Annotated in this window: 14 protein-coding genes; 6 read left to right on the forward strand and 8 right to left on the reverse strand. The window is 75.3% G+C overall.

What is annotated here, in order from left to right:
• The first annotated feature begins 2 nt into the window (after positions 1-2).
• The 3 genes from HTZ77_RS37015 to HTZ77_RS37025 are packed head-to-tail and all read left to right on the forward strand — an operon-like array spanning position 3 to position 4,457.
• Complete coding sequence (locus tag HTZ77_RS37015) at positions 3-1,118, forward strand: ATP-binding protein (RefSeq protein WP_175594423.1); 1,116 nt, start codon at positions 3-5, stop codon at positions 1,116-1,118.
• Positions 1,115-3,937, forward strand: coding sequence for a DUF5682 family protein (locus HTZ77_RS37020; protein WP_175594424.1), 2,823 nt, complete (start codon positions 1,115-1,117; stop codon positions 3,935-3,937). The genes HTZ77_RS37015 and HTZ77_RS37020 overlap by 4 nt, the downstream gene beginning before the upstream one ends.
• Before the next feature lie 25 nt (positions 3,938-3,962).
• Positions 3,963-4,457 carry an MSMEG_6728 family protein gene (locus HTZ77_RS37025; protein WP_175594425.1) on the forward strand — a complete coding sequence of 165 codons (495 nt, stop codon included), beginning with the start codon at positions 3,963-3,965 and terminating at the stop codon, positions 4,455-4,457.
• On the opposite strand, the gene HTZ77_RS37030 is transcribed toward HTZ77_RS37025, so the two are convergent.
• Positions 4,397-5,095 carry a TetR/AcrR family transcriptional regulator gene (locus HTZ77_RS37030; protein WP_175594426.1) on the reverse strand — a complete coding sequence of 233 codons (699 nt, stop codon included), beginning with the start codon at positions 5,093-5,095 and terminating at the stop codon, positions 4,397-4,399. The two genes, HTZ77_RS37025 and HTZ77_RS37030, sit on opposite strands and share 61 nt — an antisense overlap.
• A gap of 50 nt (positions 5,096-5,145) precedes the next feature.
• Here HTZ77_RS37030 and HTZ77_RS37035 point away from each other — a divergent pair, with 50 nt between their 5' ends.
• A complete protein-coding gene (locus tag HTZ77_RS37035) occupies positions 5,146-5,619 on the forward strand; it encodes a VOC family protein (protein ID WP_175594427.1) in 474 nt (157 codons plus the stop codon).
• Between the two features lie 15 nt (positions 5,620-5,634).
• On the opposite strand, the gene HTZ77_RS37040 is transcribed toward HTZ77_RS37035, so the two are convergent.
• Entirely contained in the window at positions 5,635-6,384 is a 750-nt protein-coding gene (locus tag HTZ77_RS37040) for a phosphodiesterase (RefSeq protein WP_175594428.1), read from the reverse strand.
• 49 nt (positions 6,385-6,433) lie between these two features.
• Positions 6,434-7,612, reverse strand: coding sequence for a Dyp-type peroxidase (locus tag HTZ77_RS37045; protein ID WP_175594429.1), 1,179 nt, complete (start codon positions 7,610-7,612; stop codon positions 6,434-6,436).
• 176 nt (positions 7,613-7,788) lie between these two features.
• Here HTZ77_RS37045 and HTZ77_RS37050 point away from each other — a divergent pair, with 176 nt between their 5' ends.
• Positions 7,789-8,580, forward strand: coding sequence for an RNA-guided endonuclease InsQ/TnpB family protein (locus HTZ77_RS37050; protein WP_328808994.1), 792 nt, complete (start codon positions 7,789-7,791; stop codon positions 8,578-8,580).
• Positions 8,581-8,615: 35 nt separating this feature from the next.
• Here the strand turns inward: HTZ77_RS37050 and HTZ77_RS37055 are convergent, their stop codons facing one another.
• The gene (locus HTZ77_RS37055) at positions 8,616-9,161 is read right to left on the reverse strand and encodes a copper chaperone PCu(A)C (RefSeq protein ID WP_175594430.1); all 546 of its coding nucleotides are present in this window, start codon (positions 9,159-9,161) and stop codon (positions 8,616-8,618) included.
• An 82-nt stretch (positions 9,162-9,243) separates the two neighbouring features.
• Positions 9,244-9,804, reverse strand: coding sequence for an MFS transporter (locus HTZ77_RS37060; RefSeq protein WP_175594431.1), 561 nt, complete (start codon positions 9,802-9,804; stop codon positions 9,244-9,246).
• A gap of 149 nt (positions 9,805-9,953) precedes the next feature.
• On the opposite strand from HTZ77_RS37060, the gene HTZ77_RS37065 reads away from it, so the two are divergent.
• Positions 9,954-10,655 (forward strand): hypothetical protein, encoded by a 702-nt coding sequence (locus HTZ77_RS37065; RefSeq protein ID WP_175594432.1) that lies wholly within the window; start codon positions 9,954-9,956, stop codon positions 10,653-10,655.
• An 18-nt stretch (positions 10,656-10,673) separates the two neighbouring features.
• On the opposite strand, the gene HTZ77_RS37070 is transcribed toward HTZ77_RS37065, so the two are convergent.
• Genes HTZ77_RS37070 through HTZ77_RS48520 form a run of 3 tightly spaced genes read right to left on the reverse strand, consistent with a single transcriptional unit; the run spans position 10,674 to position 16,824 of the window.
• Positions 10,674-13,316 carry a LuxR C-terminal-related transcriptional regulator gene (locus tag HTZ77_RS37070; protein WP_175594433.1) on the reverse strand — a complete coding sequence of 881 codons (2,643 nt, stop codon included), beginning with the start codon at positions 13,314-13,316 and terminating at the stop codon, positions 10,674-10,676.
• Positions 13,317-13,364: 48 nt separating this feature from the next.
• On the reverse strand, positions 13,365-13,526 hold the full coding sequence (locus HTZ77_RS37075; RefSeq protein ID WP_175594434.1) for a hypothetical protein: 162 nt from the start codon (positions 13,524-13,526) through the stop codon (positions 13,365-13,367).
• A 55-nt stretch (positions 13,527-13,581) separates the two neighbouring features.
• Positions 13,582-16,824: a BTAD domain-containing putative transcriptional regulator gene (locus tag HTZ77_RS48520; RefSeq protein ID WP_175594435.1), complete on the reverse strand. Its 3,243-nt coding sequence runs from the start codon at positions 16,822-16,824 to the stop codon at positions 13,582-13,584.
• Positions 16,825-16,874: the final 50 nt, after the last annotated feature.

The following is a 16,874-nucleotide window of genomic DNA, read 5'->3' on the forward strand; positions in this document are numbered from 1 at the left end:
CCATGACCGACGAGATGCTGCGTGCCCCCGCCGAGGTGAAGTACGCCGACGAGCTGGACTGGCTGGAGTCCGTGGACGACGGGCCCAAGCCGTTCTCGTGGCGGCTGAGCCCCCGCATGGTGCGGCTGTTCGTGCTCGGTTCCGAGCGCTCCGACGGGCTCGACCGCGAGGTCAAGCAGAAGTGGTTCGGCGACCGGAGCCTCGTCGAGCGGGCCATCGTGACGCTGGCCTCCGACCGGGGCCTGCTGCTGATCGGCGACCCGGGCACCGGCAAGAGCTGGCTGGCCGAGCTGCTGGCCGCCGCGATCTCCCGCAACTCGACGCTGGTCGTCCAGGGCACGGCCGGCACGACCGAGGACCACATCAAGTACTCCTGGAACGTCTCCATGGTCATCGACAAGGGGCAGTCCCGCGAGTCGATGATCCCCTCGCCGATCATGACGGCGATGGAGCAGGGCGTGATCGGCCGTTTCGAGGAGCTGACCCGCTCCACCAGCGACGTGCAGGACGCGCTCATCTCGATCCTGTCCGAGAAGTACGTGTCGATCCCCGAGCTCGACGACGACAACGTGGTCTTCGCCAAGCCCGGCTTCTCCGTCATCGCGACCGCCAACAGCCGCGACCGGGGCGTCAACGACCTGTCGTCCGCCCTGAAGCGGCGCTTCAACTTCGTGCGCATCCCCGTCGTGACGAACAAGCGCAGCGAGGCGGAGATCGTCCGCTTCCGCACCACCGAGCTGCTGCGCCGCCACCGCATCGAGCTGGACGTGCCGCCCACACTGCTCGACATCCTGCTGCAGAGCTTCGCCGACCTGCGGGCCGCCTCCGAGTCGGCCTCCAGCGACGACGAGCGGCTGGAGTCGTCGCTGTCCACGGCCGAGCAGATCGGCGTGCTGGAGGACGCGATCCTGCACAGCCACTTCTTCGGCGACCAGACGCTGCGCGCGCAGACCCTCGCCGGCTCGCTGGTCGGCTCGCTGGCCCGCCGCAGCCCGGAGGACCTGGCCATCCTCAACAAGTACTGGCACGGCGTCGTCGAGCCCCGCAGCAAGAAGGACGGCGGGCAGTGGCCGGACTTCCTCGAAGGCGGCCGCCAGGCGATCGCCACCCTGTCATGAGCTCGCCCGGGGCCGTCGAGGGCCCGTTCGCAGCCCTGCGCGAGCAGTTGCTGGAGGCCGCGACGGCCTTCGCCGGCGCCCCGGCCTCGCTGTCGGAGATCCTCGCGGGCCTGGTGGACGACGTCGACCGGGCGCTGCGCGAGCAGCTCGAGATCTTCCCGGTGTGCCACCACTCGCCCGCCTCCGCGCTGGCCATGGCGCGCCGGCTGCGGGAGAAGCGGCCCGAGGTCGTCTACCTGGAGCTGTGCGAGGACCTGCGCCCGCTGCTGGACGAGCTGCGCAACTGCCGCCTGCCGGTGGCGTTGCAGGCGTTCGCGACGGAGCTCGACGGCTTCCCCGCCGGCTCCGGGCCGCTCAGCGTGGTCGCGCCCATCACGGAGGTGTCGGCCGAGTACCAGGTCATCGCGTACGCGCTGGAGACGCCCGGCGTCGAGCTGGTCCTCGTGGACCGCTCGGCCGACCACGTCTTCCAGTGGCTGGACAAAGACAAGGACAAGGACAAGGACGAGGGCGAGCAGCCCGTCACCCAGCCCGATCCGGAGCACGCCGAGGACGCGGCGCTGCACGGCGACGCCGTGGGCATCGAGATCGGCGACCTGCGCCCCCGCTTCGCCGAGCTGGAGGCCCACCTGCTGCACCACGGCAAGGTGCGCCACTGGTCCGAGTGGTGGGACCAGTACGTCGAACGGCCCCTCCTCGACGCCGACCACGACACCTACCGGCAGGTGATGGTGCTGATCGGCAGCCTGTTCCGGCGCCTGGCCCCGGAGCGGGGCGACCGGCTGGCGCGCGACGAGGAGCGCGAGCGCCACATGTGGACGCGCATCCGCGAGCACCTGTCCACCTCCGGGGCCGACCCGGCGCGCAGCATGTACGTGTGCGGCGCCTTCCACGCGGCCAGCCGCGTCGAGGAGTTCGGGCTCGCCGGGTCCGACACCTACCAGGTCACGCCGCGCACCGGCACGCGCTGGCTGTACGGGCTCATCCCGTCGAGCCACTCGGCCATCGAGGCGCAGTTCGGCCTGGCCTCCGGCTCGGTGTCGATCGCGGCGGCGACCTGGGCCAAGGCCGTCTCGCGCGGCGGCGTCAAGCCGTACCGGCTGGAGGGGCAGCAGACCAAGGCGAAGCCGAAGAAGGCGGAGCCGGGGCTCCCGGCGCCGGGCCCGGTGCCGGACCGGCTCAGCGGGTTCCTGTCCAGGCCGCCCGAGCTGGGCGGCCTCGACGAGGACGAGCTGCTCGGCTGGTGCGTCGACCTCGTCCGGCTGGCCCGCCGCAACGGCTACCTGTCGAGCACCGCCGACGCCATCGCCGTGTACGAGACGTCGATCCTGCTCGCGGGCATGCGCGACCGCGCCCGGCCGACGCCGTACGACTTCCAGGACGCGGCCGTCACCTGCATCGAGAAGGACGTGGTGCCCGGCCGGCGCGACGTCCGGCACCTGTGCGAGATCCTGCTCGGCGGCGACCGGATCGGCCAGGTCGGCTACGCGTCGATGCCGCCGCTGGCCCGCGACGTCTACGACCGGCTGGAGCCTCTCGGGCTCGACCTGCACAAGCGCACGGTCCAGCGGGCGCTGATGAACCTGGACGCCGACCCCGATCTCGCGCCCTGCTCGCACCTGCTGTGGATGCTGCGCTACCTGCTGCCCGACGGCGCGGTGCGCCCCATCATGGGCACGCGGCGGCTCGGCGAGCGGTCGATCCAGGAGAGCTGGGACCTGTCCCTGGGGCAGCACCAGCGCTCGCTCATCGAGCTCGGCTACGAGGGCGTCACCGTCGAGCAGGTGCTGGAGCGGCGCCTGCGCCGGGCGGTCTGGAACCCGCAGGCCACGGCCGCGACCGCGCTGGAGGCGGTCGAGGACTCGATCGTGTTCCTCGGCAGCCGGCGCTTCACCGACGAGCTGGGCGGGCGGGCCGTCGAGCTGCTGTCGGCCGAGCGCACCGTGGACGACGCGCCCGAGGTGCTGCGCCGCATGCGCCGCCTGCTGGCCCACTTCCGGGCGGCCGAGCCGGAGCTGCCGGCCTGGTGCGAGGCGTTCGTCACCACCGGCTACGCGCACTACTGCACGCTGCTGCCCACCGCGTTCGTGGCCGAGGACACCGGGGTCCGGCAGGTGGGCGCCATGCTGGGCTTCCTGTTCTCGATGGAGGGGCTGGCGCTGTCGCTCGGCTGCGACCGGGCCCAGCTCGAACTGGCCGTCCAGCAGTCGCATCCGCAGGCGCCCGCCAAGGTGGCGCTGCTGTGGGCGGCGCAGTCGCAGCTCGGGCTGCTGCCGCTCGCCGCGCTGCGGGAGCGGTGCGACGAGCTGCTGGCCAACCCGCTCGTGGTGCCGTCGTTCCCGCTCTACATCAGCGGGTTCGTGCAGGCGCTGGAGTCGGTGCCGTCGCTCACGCCGTTCGTGGTGGAGGTGATCTCCAAGGCGTTCGGCCGGCTGCCGGACGCGGTGCTGCTGCCGTGGCTGCCCAAGCTGATCACGACGCTGCGGGACCAGGCGCGTGAGCTCGTCCCGGTGCTGGTCCGGGAGGCGGGCCGCACGTTCCCGGCCGGGCTGGCGGAGCTGGACGCGTGGGTGCCGCCCTGGGAGCGGCGCGCCGCGTCGCCCGCGGCGGCGGGCGGTCCGGGGGCCGCGGTGAGCGGGCCGGTGGCGGAGCTGCTGCGCGCCCACCCGGACACCTGCGACGCCGTGGGCGCGCTTCTCGGCTGCGAGGGCGGCTGGCTGGCGGACGAGCCGCCCGCGTACGCGGAGGCCGTCGCGCTCCTGGCCCGTCACCCGGAGACGGCGCTCGCGGCCGCCCATCTGGTGGCGTCCACGGGGTAGGGGGCCGGGGAAGGGAGGTGGAGCAGTGCAGACTTTTCTCCCCTATCCCGACTTCGCGCACTGCGCCGAGGTGCTGGATCTCCGGCGCCTCGGCAAGCAGCGGGTGGAGGCGCTGCAGATCCTGCGCGCCCTCACCGTCCCCGGGTACGGCTGGCGGCACCACCCGGCGGTGCGCATGTGGGCCGGCTACGAGGAGGCCCTGGCCCGGTACGGCCTGGAGGTGTGCCGCCGGTGGTGCGCGGCCGGACGCCAGGACACCTGCGCCGGCACGATCAGCCGCGAGGTGGCCGAGCACTGCGGTCACCGCACCGTACGCGTCCAGCCGGACCTGGCGGCGGACGGCGAGCTGCCGCCGTGGCTCGGCGACGCCGCCCTGCACCTCAGCCACCGCTCGGCCCTGCTGCGCAAGGACCCGGCCTTCTACGAACCCCTCTTCGGGGCCGAGCCGGACGACCTGCCCTACGTCTGGCCGCCCTCTGACCGGCCGCCGTCGTGCCTGCCGGGCAACGCGTTCTCCTGATCGGGGCGCGTGCCGGCGAGCAGGCGGGTGAGCGTGGTGACGAGCCAGCGCTCGTAGCCGTTCGCGTCCCAGCCGATCATCTTCCTGGACAGCAGGTACGTCTCGGCGTGGACGAGGATCGTGGTGGTGTCGGTCAGCCAGGCGAGATCGCTGCCGGGCGGCACGAGGCCGTCGTCGTCCATCCGCGACCAGAAGGCGCTGATGTTCTCGCGGGTCGCCTCGCGGGCGGCCTGCGCGGCGGCGGCCAGGTCCGGCTCGACGGCCCCGGCCTCCAGGGCGACGGCCAGGATGTCACCGGCCCGCTCCATCATCAGGCGGCCGCCCACGGCCAGCGCCTCGATCCGCTCGGCGGCGGTGGGCGCGGTGAGCGCGAGCGCGAACCACGGCCTGCCGCGCACGTCGACCGGCTCGGTGTCGCCCACGAAGGCGACGTCCACGGCGCGCTTGAGCAGCGCGGCCTTGGTGCCGAAGCGGACGTACAAGGTGCGGTGCCCCACCCCGGCCCGCTCGGCGACCGCGGTGAGGGTCGTGCCGGCGTAGCCGTTCTCCAGGAACAGCTCCACGGCGGCGCGCAGGATCCTGGTCTCGGTCTCGGCGACGCGGGCGGCGCGCAGATCCTGCTTGACGGGGTCCGACATGCGTTGCAGTATAACTGCAAGAATGCAGTGCGACTGCAAGGAGGTTGGCCATGACGGACGCTCCACGGCTCGACGGCATCCACCACGTCAAGCTTCCCGTCAGGGACCTGGAACGTTCCCTGGCGTGGTACAACACCCGGCTCGGCTACGAGGTGGAGATCGAGTTCCGGGAGAAGGGCGTCCTCATGGGCTGCGCCCTCCGGCATCCCAACGGCGGGCCCATGCTGGCCCTGCGCCTCGACCCGGCGCGGGCCGAGGCCGCCGCGGGGTTCGACTACTTCGCCATCGGCGTGCCCGGCAAGGAGGAGATCGACGACCTCGCCCAGCGGCTCGTGGCGCTGGGCGAGACCCACGCCGGCGTCCACTTCGCCACGATCGGCTGGATCCTCCCCGAACTGCACGACCCGGACGGGCACGAGGTGCGCTTCTACACGACGAGCCACCACACGGAGCCGGGCCCGGACGTGCTCACGGTGGACGACGCCCGCGAGAGCGCCGAGCGCCGCGAGCGCGAACTCACCTGACCGGGTGCCCGGTCCTCAGCCCGCGGCGCGGGCGGTGTGGTGGGGTTCGACCGCCTCGTCCGTCTCGCCGCGGCCCTGCCGGGATCCCCGGTAGGCGCCCCGGCGCAGGCGCGCCAGCCATCCCGCCGGGCGCAGGGCCGGGTGGCTGTTGAGCACGGGGTCGAAGGAGACGTCCGCGCCGGGCAGCGGGGTGTGCACGCGGAGCGTCGCCACCCGTACCGGCCGCCGGCCCGCCGGCGCGGCGAGCAGGCGGAACACCAGCGGACCCCGCTCCAGCGCCCGCCGCAGCGCCTCGACCCGCGCGGGCACGCCCCCGGTCCCCTCGCCGTTCCCCGGGTCCGCGAACTTCTCCGGGTACGCGAAGAGCCGGACCGGCATCGACCCGTGCCGGTACGAGGCCAGGCTGGAGTACGGCCCGGCCGTGAAGTCCCCGCGGGGACCCGGCAACCATGGCAGGCCCGGGACGCACGTGGACAGCAGCAGGTCCACGTCGCCCTGAGACGGCCGTCCGCCCGGCAGCCGCAGCGCCAGTCCCAGCACGTCGGGCAGCGGTCCGGGCAGCGATCCGCCCCTGGACAGGCGGGCCACCACCTCGTACGACCCTGGCTCCGCGAGTGCCGGCAGCCCCGGAGCCGGGCCTCTCTCCAGCACGAGCGTCGCGGCGACGGTCAGCCCGTCGCGATGCAGGGCCCGGCCCCGGCGCAGCGCGGCGACCAGCCGGGCGACGACGGAGGCGGCACGTTCCGACAGAGATCCGGACGACATGCCGCCCCCCTGCCCGGCCACCCGTCCCCCACACCGGGTCGTCCCGGGGTCAGGCCGTCAGGAGGCGGTCGCCGATCCAGCCCTCCGGCGTGCACCCGGGCGGGATCGCGAAGACCGCCGAGCCGATCGGCGTGATCCACTCGTTCAGCAGGTCGCCCTCCGCCAGCCGCCGCTGCACCGGCAGGAACTGCCGGTCGATGTCGGCCTGGTAGGACACGAAGATCAGCCCCGAGTCCGCGGTCCCGTCGGACCCCACCGGCTCGTCGTAGTTGTACGGCCGCCGCAGGATGCGCTGCCCCACGTCGGCGGCCCGGGCTCGCCTGATGTGCGCGAACTCCGCGATGACGGGGAAGCCGAGCTGGTTGAGGCGGTTGAAGTCGGGCTCGTCCCGCTCCTCGCGGCCCGTGAGCGGGGCGCCCGTGTCCAGCCGCCGGCCGATCGTGAACTCCCGCGCCGACCGGTCCGCCGCGTCCCACTGCTCCAGCTTCATCCGGATCCGGCGCAGCACCATCGTCGTGCCGCCCCGCATCCCCTCGGGCCCGTCGCCCAGCCACACGGAACGGTCGAGATTCGAGGGGTTGACCGTGCCGTCGAGCTGACCCATGAGGTTGCGCTGCGTCGTCCCGGGCGCCTGCGTGCCGGCGGCGCGCCGGAAGCCGCGCTGGCTCCAGCGCACCTTGGCGAACGCCCGCGCGTCCTTGACGATCATGCGCAGCGCGTGCGCCACGGTCATCGGGTCGTCGGCGCAGAGCTGGACGAGCAGGTCGCCGCCGCTCCACCGGTCCTGCAGCTTGTCCGTCTCGAACGCCGGCAGGGCCCTCACCGGCGAGGTCACGCCCGCCGCCGCGAACAGCCCCGGCCCGAACCCGAAGGTGACCGTCAGCCGGGCGGGCGAGACGGCCAGCTCGGGCTCGGTGTCGGCGAGCGCGGGCCGCCCCTGGGTGAGGCGCCGGGCGTCGTCGGTGAGGAGCTGCATCAGCCGGACGACGGCCTCCTTGCCGGTGCCCGGCAGCAGGTCCAGGCCGAGGAACACGGCGTGGGCCTGCGGCGCCGTCGCGATGCCGGCCTGGTGCGGGCCGTGGAACGGCTCGACCGCGTCACCCGTCCCCGCGGCCGCGGCGACGACCTGCCCGGGAACGGCGCCGGCGGCGGCCTGCCCGGGGATGGCCGCCACGGGCAGTGCCGCGCCCCCCGCCAGCAGGCTGCGGCGGCTGATCGTGGCGCCCATCAGAACTTCCCGAGGGGGTCGGCGGCTTCAGCCGTCGAGAGAATCGGGCGTGGGAGGGCCGCCGAGGCCCGAGCGTGCCCTGACCTGCCAGGTCTGTGCATCACAGATGTCCTTCCGGATTTTGTCGGCGCCCGGCGATATCGTGGCCGTCTGATTACGGAACGTGGGAGGTGGGTGTGCGCAGGTCGTTCAGGTTCCTGCTCCGTCCCACCAGCAAGCAGGCCGCCGCGCTCACGCAGTGCCTGGAGAACCACCGGGAGCTGTACAACGCCGCGCTGGAGCATCGCCGCACCGCCTACCGCAAGGCCGGGGTGACCATCCGCTACGGCGATCAGTCGGCGGAGCTTAAGGAGATCCGCAAGGCCGACCCCTACGGTCAGGGCCGCTGGTCGGCGGGCTCCCAGCAGCAGACCCTGCGCCGTCTGGACAGGGCGTTCGCGGCGTTCTTCCGCAGGGTCAAGGCCGGGCGGAAGGCCGGGTACCCGCGTTTCAAGGGCCGGGGCCGGTTCGACACCGTGCAGTGGCCCGCCCTCAAGAACGGGGCGGCGTGGGACTCCCAACCGCATGATCCGGTGACGCGCCTCTACCTGCTCGGCATCGGGCATGTGCGGGTCCACCAGCACCGCCGCGTGGTGGGCACGGTCAAGACGATCAGCGTCAAGCGGGAGGGCACACGCTGGTTCGTCGTGCTCTGCTGCGACGACGTGCCCGCCGAGCCGCTGCCGGCGACAGGCGCGGTGGTCGGGATCGACATGGGCGTCGTCTCGCTGGCCACCACCAGCGACGGCGACCACATCGACAATCAACGGCACCTGGCCGCGACCGCCGACCGCCTCGCGGACGCGCAGCGAAACCTCGCCCGCACGAAGCGAGGCAGCAAGCGGCAAGGCAAGGCTGTGGCCCGTGTCGCCGCCCTGCACGCCAAGAGGGCAGGGCTTGCCCTTCGCGAGGCTGCAAAAGCGGCTTAGCGAGAAGCCGCTTCCTTCAGGGAGCGGAGGAGTCATCAGTGCTTCATCCCCGGCTGGTAGTCCTCCCGGCCGCCCGCGAAGTCCTTGCCGACCGCGGTGAACTCCAGCGGCGAGCCGCCCTTCACCGTCAGCGTGAACGGCACCCGGACCCCCGGCTTCACCTCCTCGGTGACGCCCATGAGCATGATGTGGTCGCCGCCGGGCCGCAGCTCGTGGGTGCCGCGCGCGGGCACCACGATGCCGCCCTCCTTCGGCCGCATGATCATCTTGCCGCCGGAGTCCACGACCTCGTGCAGCTCCACCCGCGACGACAGCGGCGTGCTGCCGGCGACGATCGTGATGTCGGAGTCGGTCGGGTTGACCAGGGTGCCGAACGCGGCGGTCATCCCCTTCTTCGTGGTCTTGACCCACGGGTCGGTGATGGACAGCGCGCCCGCCTGACCGGAGGCGGGGGCGTTCGCCTGGGCGGGGGCGGCGGACGCGGAGGCGACGGTCCGCGCGGGCTGCTCGGCCTGCTGACCGCCGCACGCGCTGACCGTGACGAGAGCGGCCGCCAGCACCAGAACATGACGAGAGAACACGGGTAACGCCTTTCTCCACCTGGGCACGGCACGCCGGACACGCGGCACGTCCCAGGTGTGGTTGTCGATAAAAGGGGAGATGTCAGAAGGAATCGACAACCATCGGCGGCCCTCGCCGGGTCACCGCGTACCGCAGCACGGCCGGACGCAGCACCGGCGGCTGAGCCGTACAGGCGGGAAGGAACGACGTCCAGGACGCGGGCAGCCGCACGAGCAGCAGCCGCACGGCCAGCCGGCGCAGCAGCGCCCAGAACAGCGCCTCGCCCCTGGCCAGCCACAGCCCGGTCAGCAGCGTCGCCCACCCGTGGGCGACCAGCATGCCGAGCCCCGGCACGAGCCCCGAGTGGGCGTGCGCCAGCGCGGCGACCGGCGACGCCTCATGGGCCAGCGAGAACACCAGGTGCAGAACGGCCTGCGCCCCGCCGAGCAGCGGCAGGATCACGCGGGCGGTCCGCTCGCGCCCGGACAGCGCGTACGCCGCCGCGAACGCCCCGCCCAGCGCCCAAGCCAGCACGCCCGGCGCCACGCTGCCCCCGCCGAACGCGTGCGCGCCCCAGCCCAGGCCGACACACACCACGGCGAACACCGCGGCACGCGCGAGCCGGAACGGGAGCGACGCGGGCAGGGACACAGCCTGGATCATCCCACGAGCACCCCACGCCCACCGATCCGAACCGTCAAGACAGGACATCGCGCGGTGAAGACCCTCCTACGCGCGGGACCTCGCAGGCATAATGGCGGCCGATGCCGATAAATCCTGAGTCGACGCCCCAAATGCCCGTAACTCACGACTTGGCGTCCTACGCCGCGACCATCGCCCCCGTCATCAACGCGGTCCACGTCAACGTCCACGCCTCGGCCCGTCAGGAACGCGACGACCACGCCGAGACCTGCGGCGTGACGCCCGGTTTCCTCGGCGACCTGCGGTACGCGCTGCCCGCGCGCCCGCTCACCCGCGACGACCTGTCCGTCGTCTACCGGTACGGCGGCGCCGCCGACCTGGACGCCGAGATCGGCCACCACTTCCGCCAGGGCACGCTCGCCGAGGACGGCGACGGCGTCCTGCGGCTCACCGCCGCCGGGCTGTCCTATGTCCACGGCCTGTACGAGGTCCACGCGAAGGCCGTCGGCCGCCTGTGGGCCGCGTACGACGTGCCGGCTCTGGCCGGACTGCTCGCGGAGGTCCTCGCGGGGGCCGTGGCGGAGCCGGGCGGCGCGTTCGAGGTGATGGCGCCCCCGTACGAGCCGGAGGGAACGCCGCCGGGCGTGCTGCTGTTCAACCGGGTCGCCGCGCTGCGCTACCACCGGGCCGACGCGCACGCCGCCGCCTGGCGCGAGGCCGGGCTGACGGCGGACGCCGTGGTCGAGCTGGGGTGCGGCCCGCTGCGCGACCGGATCGAGGAGGACACCAACCGGCGCGCCGCCCAGCCGTACGCGACGCTCACCGGCGGTGAGCGCGAGACCCTGTTCGAAGGGCTCCTCGCGCTCATCTGACCGCGCACCGGAGGATGGTCATGGCGTGCCGAACAGGCGGCCCACCTCCGTCCGGTCGTTGACGCCCAGCTTGTCGTACACCGCCTGCAGGTGGTTCGCGGCCGTCCGCGTGGACACGGCGAGCCGGGCGGCGATCTGCCGGTTCGTCAGCCCGGCCGCCGCCAGCCGGACGATCTCCCGCTGGCGCGGGGTGAGCTCGGGCGTGGCCAGCTCGACCAGCGCCGGAGTGGTCACCCCGGGGCAGCGCCTGGCCAGCGCCCACGCCCGGGTCCGCGCTCCCCTGGCCTGCGTGCCGCGTCCCATGCGGAGGTACGCGGCGGCCTCGTGGGCGGCGGCCTCCGCCGCGTACAGCACCATGCCGAGCCGCTCGAACTCCACCGCCACCGCCCGCAGCTCCCCCGGGTCGCCGGCGGCCCGCGCGTGGCGGGCGAACAGCCGCACCAGCGGCCCGTCCACCCGCTCCGCCAGGCCGGTCAGCCGCCCGGCCGCCTCCCCGGGCCGGCCCAGCCGTACCAGGTCGTGCAGCGCGAACATCAGATAGCCGGACTGCTCCCGCTCCTCCGCGTGTCCGGCGGCCGCCCGGCACGCGGCCACCGCGCCGTCGAGGTCGCCGTCCGCCGCCGCCACCCACACGGCCGCCTGGAGCGCCGGCTGCCGGGTGAACGCCCAGCGCGCGGCGAGCCGGTCGGCCTCCGCCAGTGCCTCCCCGGCCCGTACGGTCCGCCCGAGCAGCGCGGACGCGTGGGCCACCTCGGCCAGGCAGCGCCCCAGGTACGGCGTGCCGGCGGGCAGCCGCGCCGCGTCCTCGCCGGCCCAGCGGGCCGCGCCCGCGACGTCGCCTCGGAGCCGGGCCACCACGGCCCGGTGGGCGCCGAACCCCGTCACCGGCGGCTCGCCCTCGCCGAGCGCCATGCCGCCTTCGGCGGTCCGCGCCGCCTCCTCCAGCCGACCGGAGAACACCCGTGCCGCACACGCCGCGTCGAGCAGGGCCGGCAGCGCGTGCGGCGCCCCGACCGGCCACCTGTCGTCCGGCAGTTCCCTCAGGACCCGGTGGACGACGGCGAGGCTCTGCTCGGTCCGCCCCGCGTACGCGTCGATCCACGCCTCCAGCCCGGCCGCCTGCACCTCCCACCTGGCGAGCGGGGCCCCGGCCCCGGACGGCCTGCGCGGCAGTGCCGGCGAGCGGGACGCCGACGTCAGGCGTCCGGCGAGGAAGTCGGCCATCCCCCGGTGCAGGCGGACCTCGCGCCGCAGGGCCGAATCCGTCACCGACTCCCCCGCCGCGTCCAGCACCGCGCACGCCTCTGCGTCCGCCCCGGCCCACGCCAGGTTGATCCCCAGGCTGGCCGCGTGCCGCGCCCGCTCGCCCTCCGTGACCGCCCCGTCCGCCGCCCGACGCAGCGCCGCCACCGCCGTCTCCGACTCCCCCAGCACCACGAGCGCCTGCCCGAGCAGCGCCACGGCCGACACGCCCGCCCCCGCCTCGTGCGCCGCCCGCGCCAGCCGCGCCGCGAGCCGCGGCTGCTGCCGTGCCAGGGCCACGGCGGCCGCGTCCAGGAGCGTGGCCGGCTCGACCGCCGAGCCGCCGTCCAGCCGCCACACCGCGGCGCGCAGCACGTCCTCGCGCCGCCGCGTCCCGCCCGGCTCCGACGTCCCGCCCGCTTCCGACGGCCCGCCCGCCTCCAGCGCCGCGGCCAGCGTCCGCAGCCGGCGGCGGGCCCGCAGCGTGCCGCAGCCGTCCCGGACCACCTGGCCGTAGAGGGGGTGGCCGAGCCGCAGGTGCTCGCGCCGCCCGTCGGCCACGGCCGCCACCAGTCCCCTGTCCTCCAGCCGCTCGACGGCCTCGGCGGACGTCAGCCCCGCCACCAGCGCGGCCCCCAGCGGCTCCCCGAACGCCACCAGCTCCAGCGCCTCCCGCTCGCCCGGTCCCAGCCGCCCGATCCGGGCCTCGACCAGCTCCCGCAGCCGGGCGGTCAAGGACAGCTCGCCGCACCACCGCCAAGCGCCCTCGCGCACCGCCAGCCGGCCGGACGCGCGCCCGGCGTGGACGAGCTCGCGCAGGTAGAGCAGATTGCCCGCGCTGACCTCGGCCAGGCGGCGCACGGTCGGCGCGGCCACCTCCCCGCCCAGCGCCTCGGCCAGCACCGCCTCGACCCCGTCCCGGTCGAGCGGGCGCAGCTCGATGCGGTCCAGTACCTCGTCCTTCCACAACGCCGTGATGGGCGCCGGCTGCCGCGCGCCGCTGCGCACCGTGACGAGGACCGCCGCCGCGCCGCTGGACGCCAGGTGGTGCACCAGCGCGGCCGAGGCCGGGTCGAGCCGGTGGGCGTCGTCCACGCTCACCAGCAGCCGTCCGCCTCCGGCCCGGGCCCGCAGGTGGCGGGCGGCCCAGCGCAGCAGGTTCTCCCCCGCGCCCGGCGGGCCGGTCAGCGCGTGCGCGAACGCGCCGAACGGGATCGTCGCCGCCGTCGCCGTGCCCAGTGCCCGGACCACCCCGTACCCGCCGAGCCCGGACAGCGCCTGCGCCGCCAGCCTGCTCTTGCCGACCCCCGCCTCGCCCACGATCATGACGCCGGCCCGCGCCCGCAGCGCCTCCCGCACGCGCGCCAGCTGTCCCCCTCGCCCGACGAACGGCCAGCAGCTCCCCAGTTGCTCGCTCATCGTGCCTCCTCTCCCGACCCAGGGTCGCGAGGGAGGTTCGCGGGAGGTTCAGGGCGGATCGCGGCGCAGCCCGGCCGCCGCGTACAGCAGGTCGAGGGCGGCCTCGGTCCCGTGGAACGGCACCGGCTCGCCCCCGACCTCTTCGAGCAGCCCGCGGAGCTGGCCGCCGGACTGCTCCGGCTCGACCAGCCGTACGATGACCGTCCTCATGGGCGCACCATCTCGCCGCCCGGTTCAGGTCAGGTTCAGGTGGGGTCCGGGCGGGTCAGGCCGGGTACGGCATCGGCTCCACGTCCAGCTCGCGCATCCGCTCGGCGTACAGGTGGTAGCGCCGGCGCGCGTCGCCGCGCCGCCCGGCCCGGTCGAGCACGCGGACCAGCCCGAGGTGGGCGCGCTCGTCGTAGGGGTCGCGTTCGAGCAGCCGCAGCCAGTAGCGGGCCGCCTCGTCGTGACGGCCCCGGCGGGCGCGCTCGTCGGCGAGCCGGGCCGCGGCCTGCACGTACGCGTGCCGGGCCTGCTCGCGCAGCCCCACGGCCCAGTCGGCGTACGGGTCCTCCTCGCAGAAGTCGCCCCCGTACGCGGCCTCGGCGGCGGCCCAGCGTTCCAGCGCCTCCGCCTCCCGGCCGGCCTGGTCGAGCCGCGCGGCGGCGGCCACCAGCCCGAGGAAGCGTTCGACGTCCACCTCGACATGGGCCAGGTCCAGCCGCAGCGCCCCCTCGTCGGAGACGACGACGTCGTCCGGCGGGCGCTCGTGCGCCGGGTCGAGGACCGCGCGGAGCGTGGAGACCATGACGTTCAGCCGCTTCAGCCCGACGGCGTCGTCCTCCTGGCCGGGCCAGAGGACCTCGACCAGCCGTTCGCGGCCGACCGGACCGCCGCGCCGGCTGACCAGGATCTTCAGCAGGTCGCGGGCCTTGCGTGACTGCCAGGCCGAGCGCGGCACGGGCACGGAGTCACGCAGCACCCGGAACGTGCCCATCGTCTCCACCACCAGCCGGCCCGCCGGGGCGGGGACGCGCCGGGCCAGCAGGGCGTCGACGCGGTCGTCGAGCGCGCGGCAGCCGATGGCGTGCATGCGCTCCCTGACCTCCGCCGCCACCCGGGCCGCCGCCACCCGGGCCGCCTCCGCCTCGCCGGCCGCGCCCTGGGCCGGCTCCGCCCCCGTCAGCTCGGCCCGTACCAGCTCGGCCCTGGCCAGCCCGACCGGGTCGCGCAGCTCCGACCAGCGGCGCACCGCCTCGGCCGCGAGCAGGGGGTCGCCGTCCAGCTCGGCGCGCAGCTCCGCGGCCTCGGCCAGGGCCGCGTGGTCGCGGCGGCTCCCGGCCACCCGCTCCGCCTCGTCCAGCAGCCCCCGCGCCTCCTGCGGCCGCCCGCCCGCGAGCGCCACCCGGGCCGCGGCCAGCCGGGCCTCCACCCCGGCCATGCCCTCGGCGAGCCGCAGCGCCTCCTTGGCCACCCGCGCCGCCTCCTCCGGATCGTCCGCCGCGAGGAGCACGGCCAGCTCGTTCAGCGCGTGCGACAGCTCCTGCACCTCGCCGGAGCCGGCGGCGTCGGCCACCACCCGCCGGTAGAGCGTGATCGCCGACGCCCGGTCGCCGCGCAGCGCGTGCACGTCGGCCAGCCGGACCAGCCCGTACGCGACGAAGCGCGACCCCATCGCCTCCCACCGGGCCACCGCGTCGGCGGCGTCCACGGCCGCCTCCTCCAGCCGTCCGAGCGCGATGAGCGCCTTGGCCCGGTTCGCCACGTTCAAGGCGGCATACGGGGCGAACGCCACCAGATCCGACAGCCGCCCGGCGATCTCCGTCTCCTCCAGCGCCTCCGCGTAGGCCCCCTCGTCGAGGTGGCGGGAGGCGCGGTTGGCGCGGATCCGGATGAGCTGGGCGATGTCGCCCGCCCGTTCGGCGTACTCCAAAGCCCGGAGGTAGTGGGCGTCGTTGGCCCGCCGGTCGCCGTCGAGCGCGGCGAGCATGGCCAGCACGGTGTTGGCGGCGGCCAGCGCCCCCGGGTCGCCCAGCGCGCCGGCCTGCTCCAGCGCCCGGTCCGCCAGCTCCGCGCAGCCCGCCCGGTCGCCCTTCAGCCACAGCACCGACGCCGACGCCGCGGCGCAGGCGGCCGCGTCCTCCGGCGGCGTGCCCCACGCGGCGCCCCGGCCGTACATCGCCAGGGCCGCGTCCAGGTCGCCGCGCAAGTGATCGACGAGCCCGAGCCGCCGGGCCACGAACGCGTCGAACGCCGGACCCTCCGCCACCTGCGACAGCAGCTCGCGGGCCCGGGTCCAGTCGCCGCGGTTCTGCTCGGCGACCCCGGCCAGCCGCAGCATCTCGGGGGAGCGCCGGGTCGCCTCGGGCAGCAGCGCGAGCGCCGCGATCACATCGTCGCCGCGCTCGGCCAGCCGCCGGCCGTACGTGCCGAGCAGCGAGAGGACGAGCGGGGCATGGCCGGTGTCCACGGCGGCGCGCAGGGCGGCCTCGGGCCGGTCGTGCTCGGCGTACCAGCGGGCGGCCACGGCGGCGACGTCGTGGGCCTCGTGCCGGTCCAGCGGCGCGTGCCGTACCAGCACGTGCCGGCTCGTCGCGGTCAGCCGGTGGCCGTCCGGCCCGACGTCGAGGAACAGCCCGCGGCCGGCCAGCGCGGCGAGCGTGTCCGGCGGCGCGCCGAGCGCGGTGGCCAGGCCGTCGGCCAGCACGGGCAGGACCGTCGCCGCCCGCAGCAGCTCGCGCATGGCGGACGGCAGGTCGCGGAACGCCGCGAGCGTCAGCCGTTCGAGCGTGGCCGAGGTGGCCGCCAGAGCGGCGGCCGTGCGCCGCCACTCGGCCGGGTCCGTGCGGGCGAGCGCGTCGAGGGCGGCCTGGACCGCGGCCGGCCAGCCGCCGCACGCCTCGTGCAGCGTCCCGGCGAGCGCGGCCCCCGGCTCGCCCAGCCGCGCACGGGCCCATGCGGCGGTCTCGTCCGGCATGAGCGCCAGATCGGAGGCGTCGAAGGCCAGCACCTCGTGGTCCTGGCGCAGCCGCGCCGTCGGGAACGGCAGGGGAGAGCGCGAGGCCGTCACCACGTGCAGATGGCGCGGAGCGGCCCGCACCAGCGTCTCCACGTACCTGATCGAGCCGGGGGAGCCCGCGATCACGTCCAGGCCGTCGAGCACCAGGGCCAGGCCGCGCCGCAGCCGTGCCGACAGCGCCTCGGCCAGCGCGCCCGCCAGCGCCGCGGCCCGCGACAGCTCGTCGGCGTCGGGCCCGAGCGGCGCCCCCGCGGCGGCGGCCAGCTCGGCCGGCAGGCCGGGGACGGCGGCCGCGAGGGCCCCGGCCAGCGCTCCGGCGAGAACCGGCAGGTCACGGTCCGCGGGGCCGAGCCGGTGGAGCACGCCGCCGACGGCCTCGCTCCAACCGGATAAGGCGAGGGACTTGCCGTAGCCCGTGGCGGCCACCAGAGTGGTGAGCCTGTGCGTCAGCGCCCCGTCGAGCCGCCGGTCGAGGGCGGGACGGGGCTGCACCCAGCCTCGTTCCACCCCCGCATGCTACGCCCCGGGGTAGCGGGCAACTCCAGAGTTCGCAAAGT

The sequence above is a fragment of the Nonomuraea montanisoli genome (genome assembly GCF_013363975.1).
GTDB classification, from domain to species: domain Bacteria; phylum Actinomycetota; class Actinomycetes; order Streptosporangiales; family Streptosporangiaceae; genus Nonomuraea; species Nonomuraea montanisoli.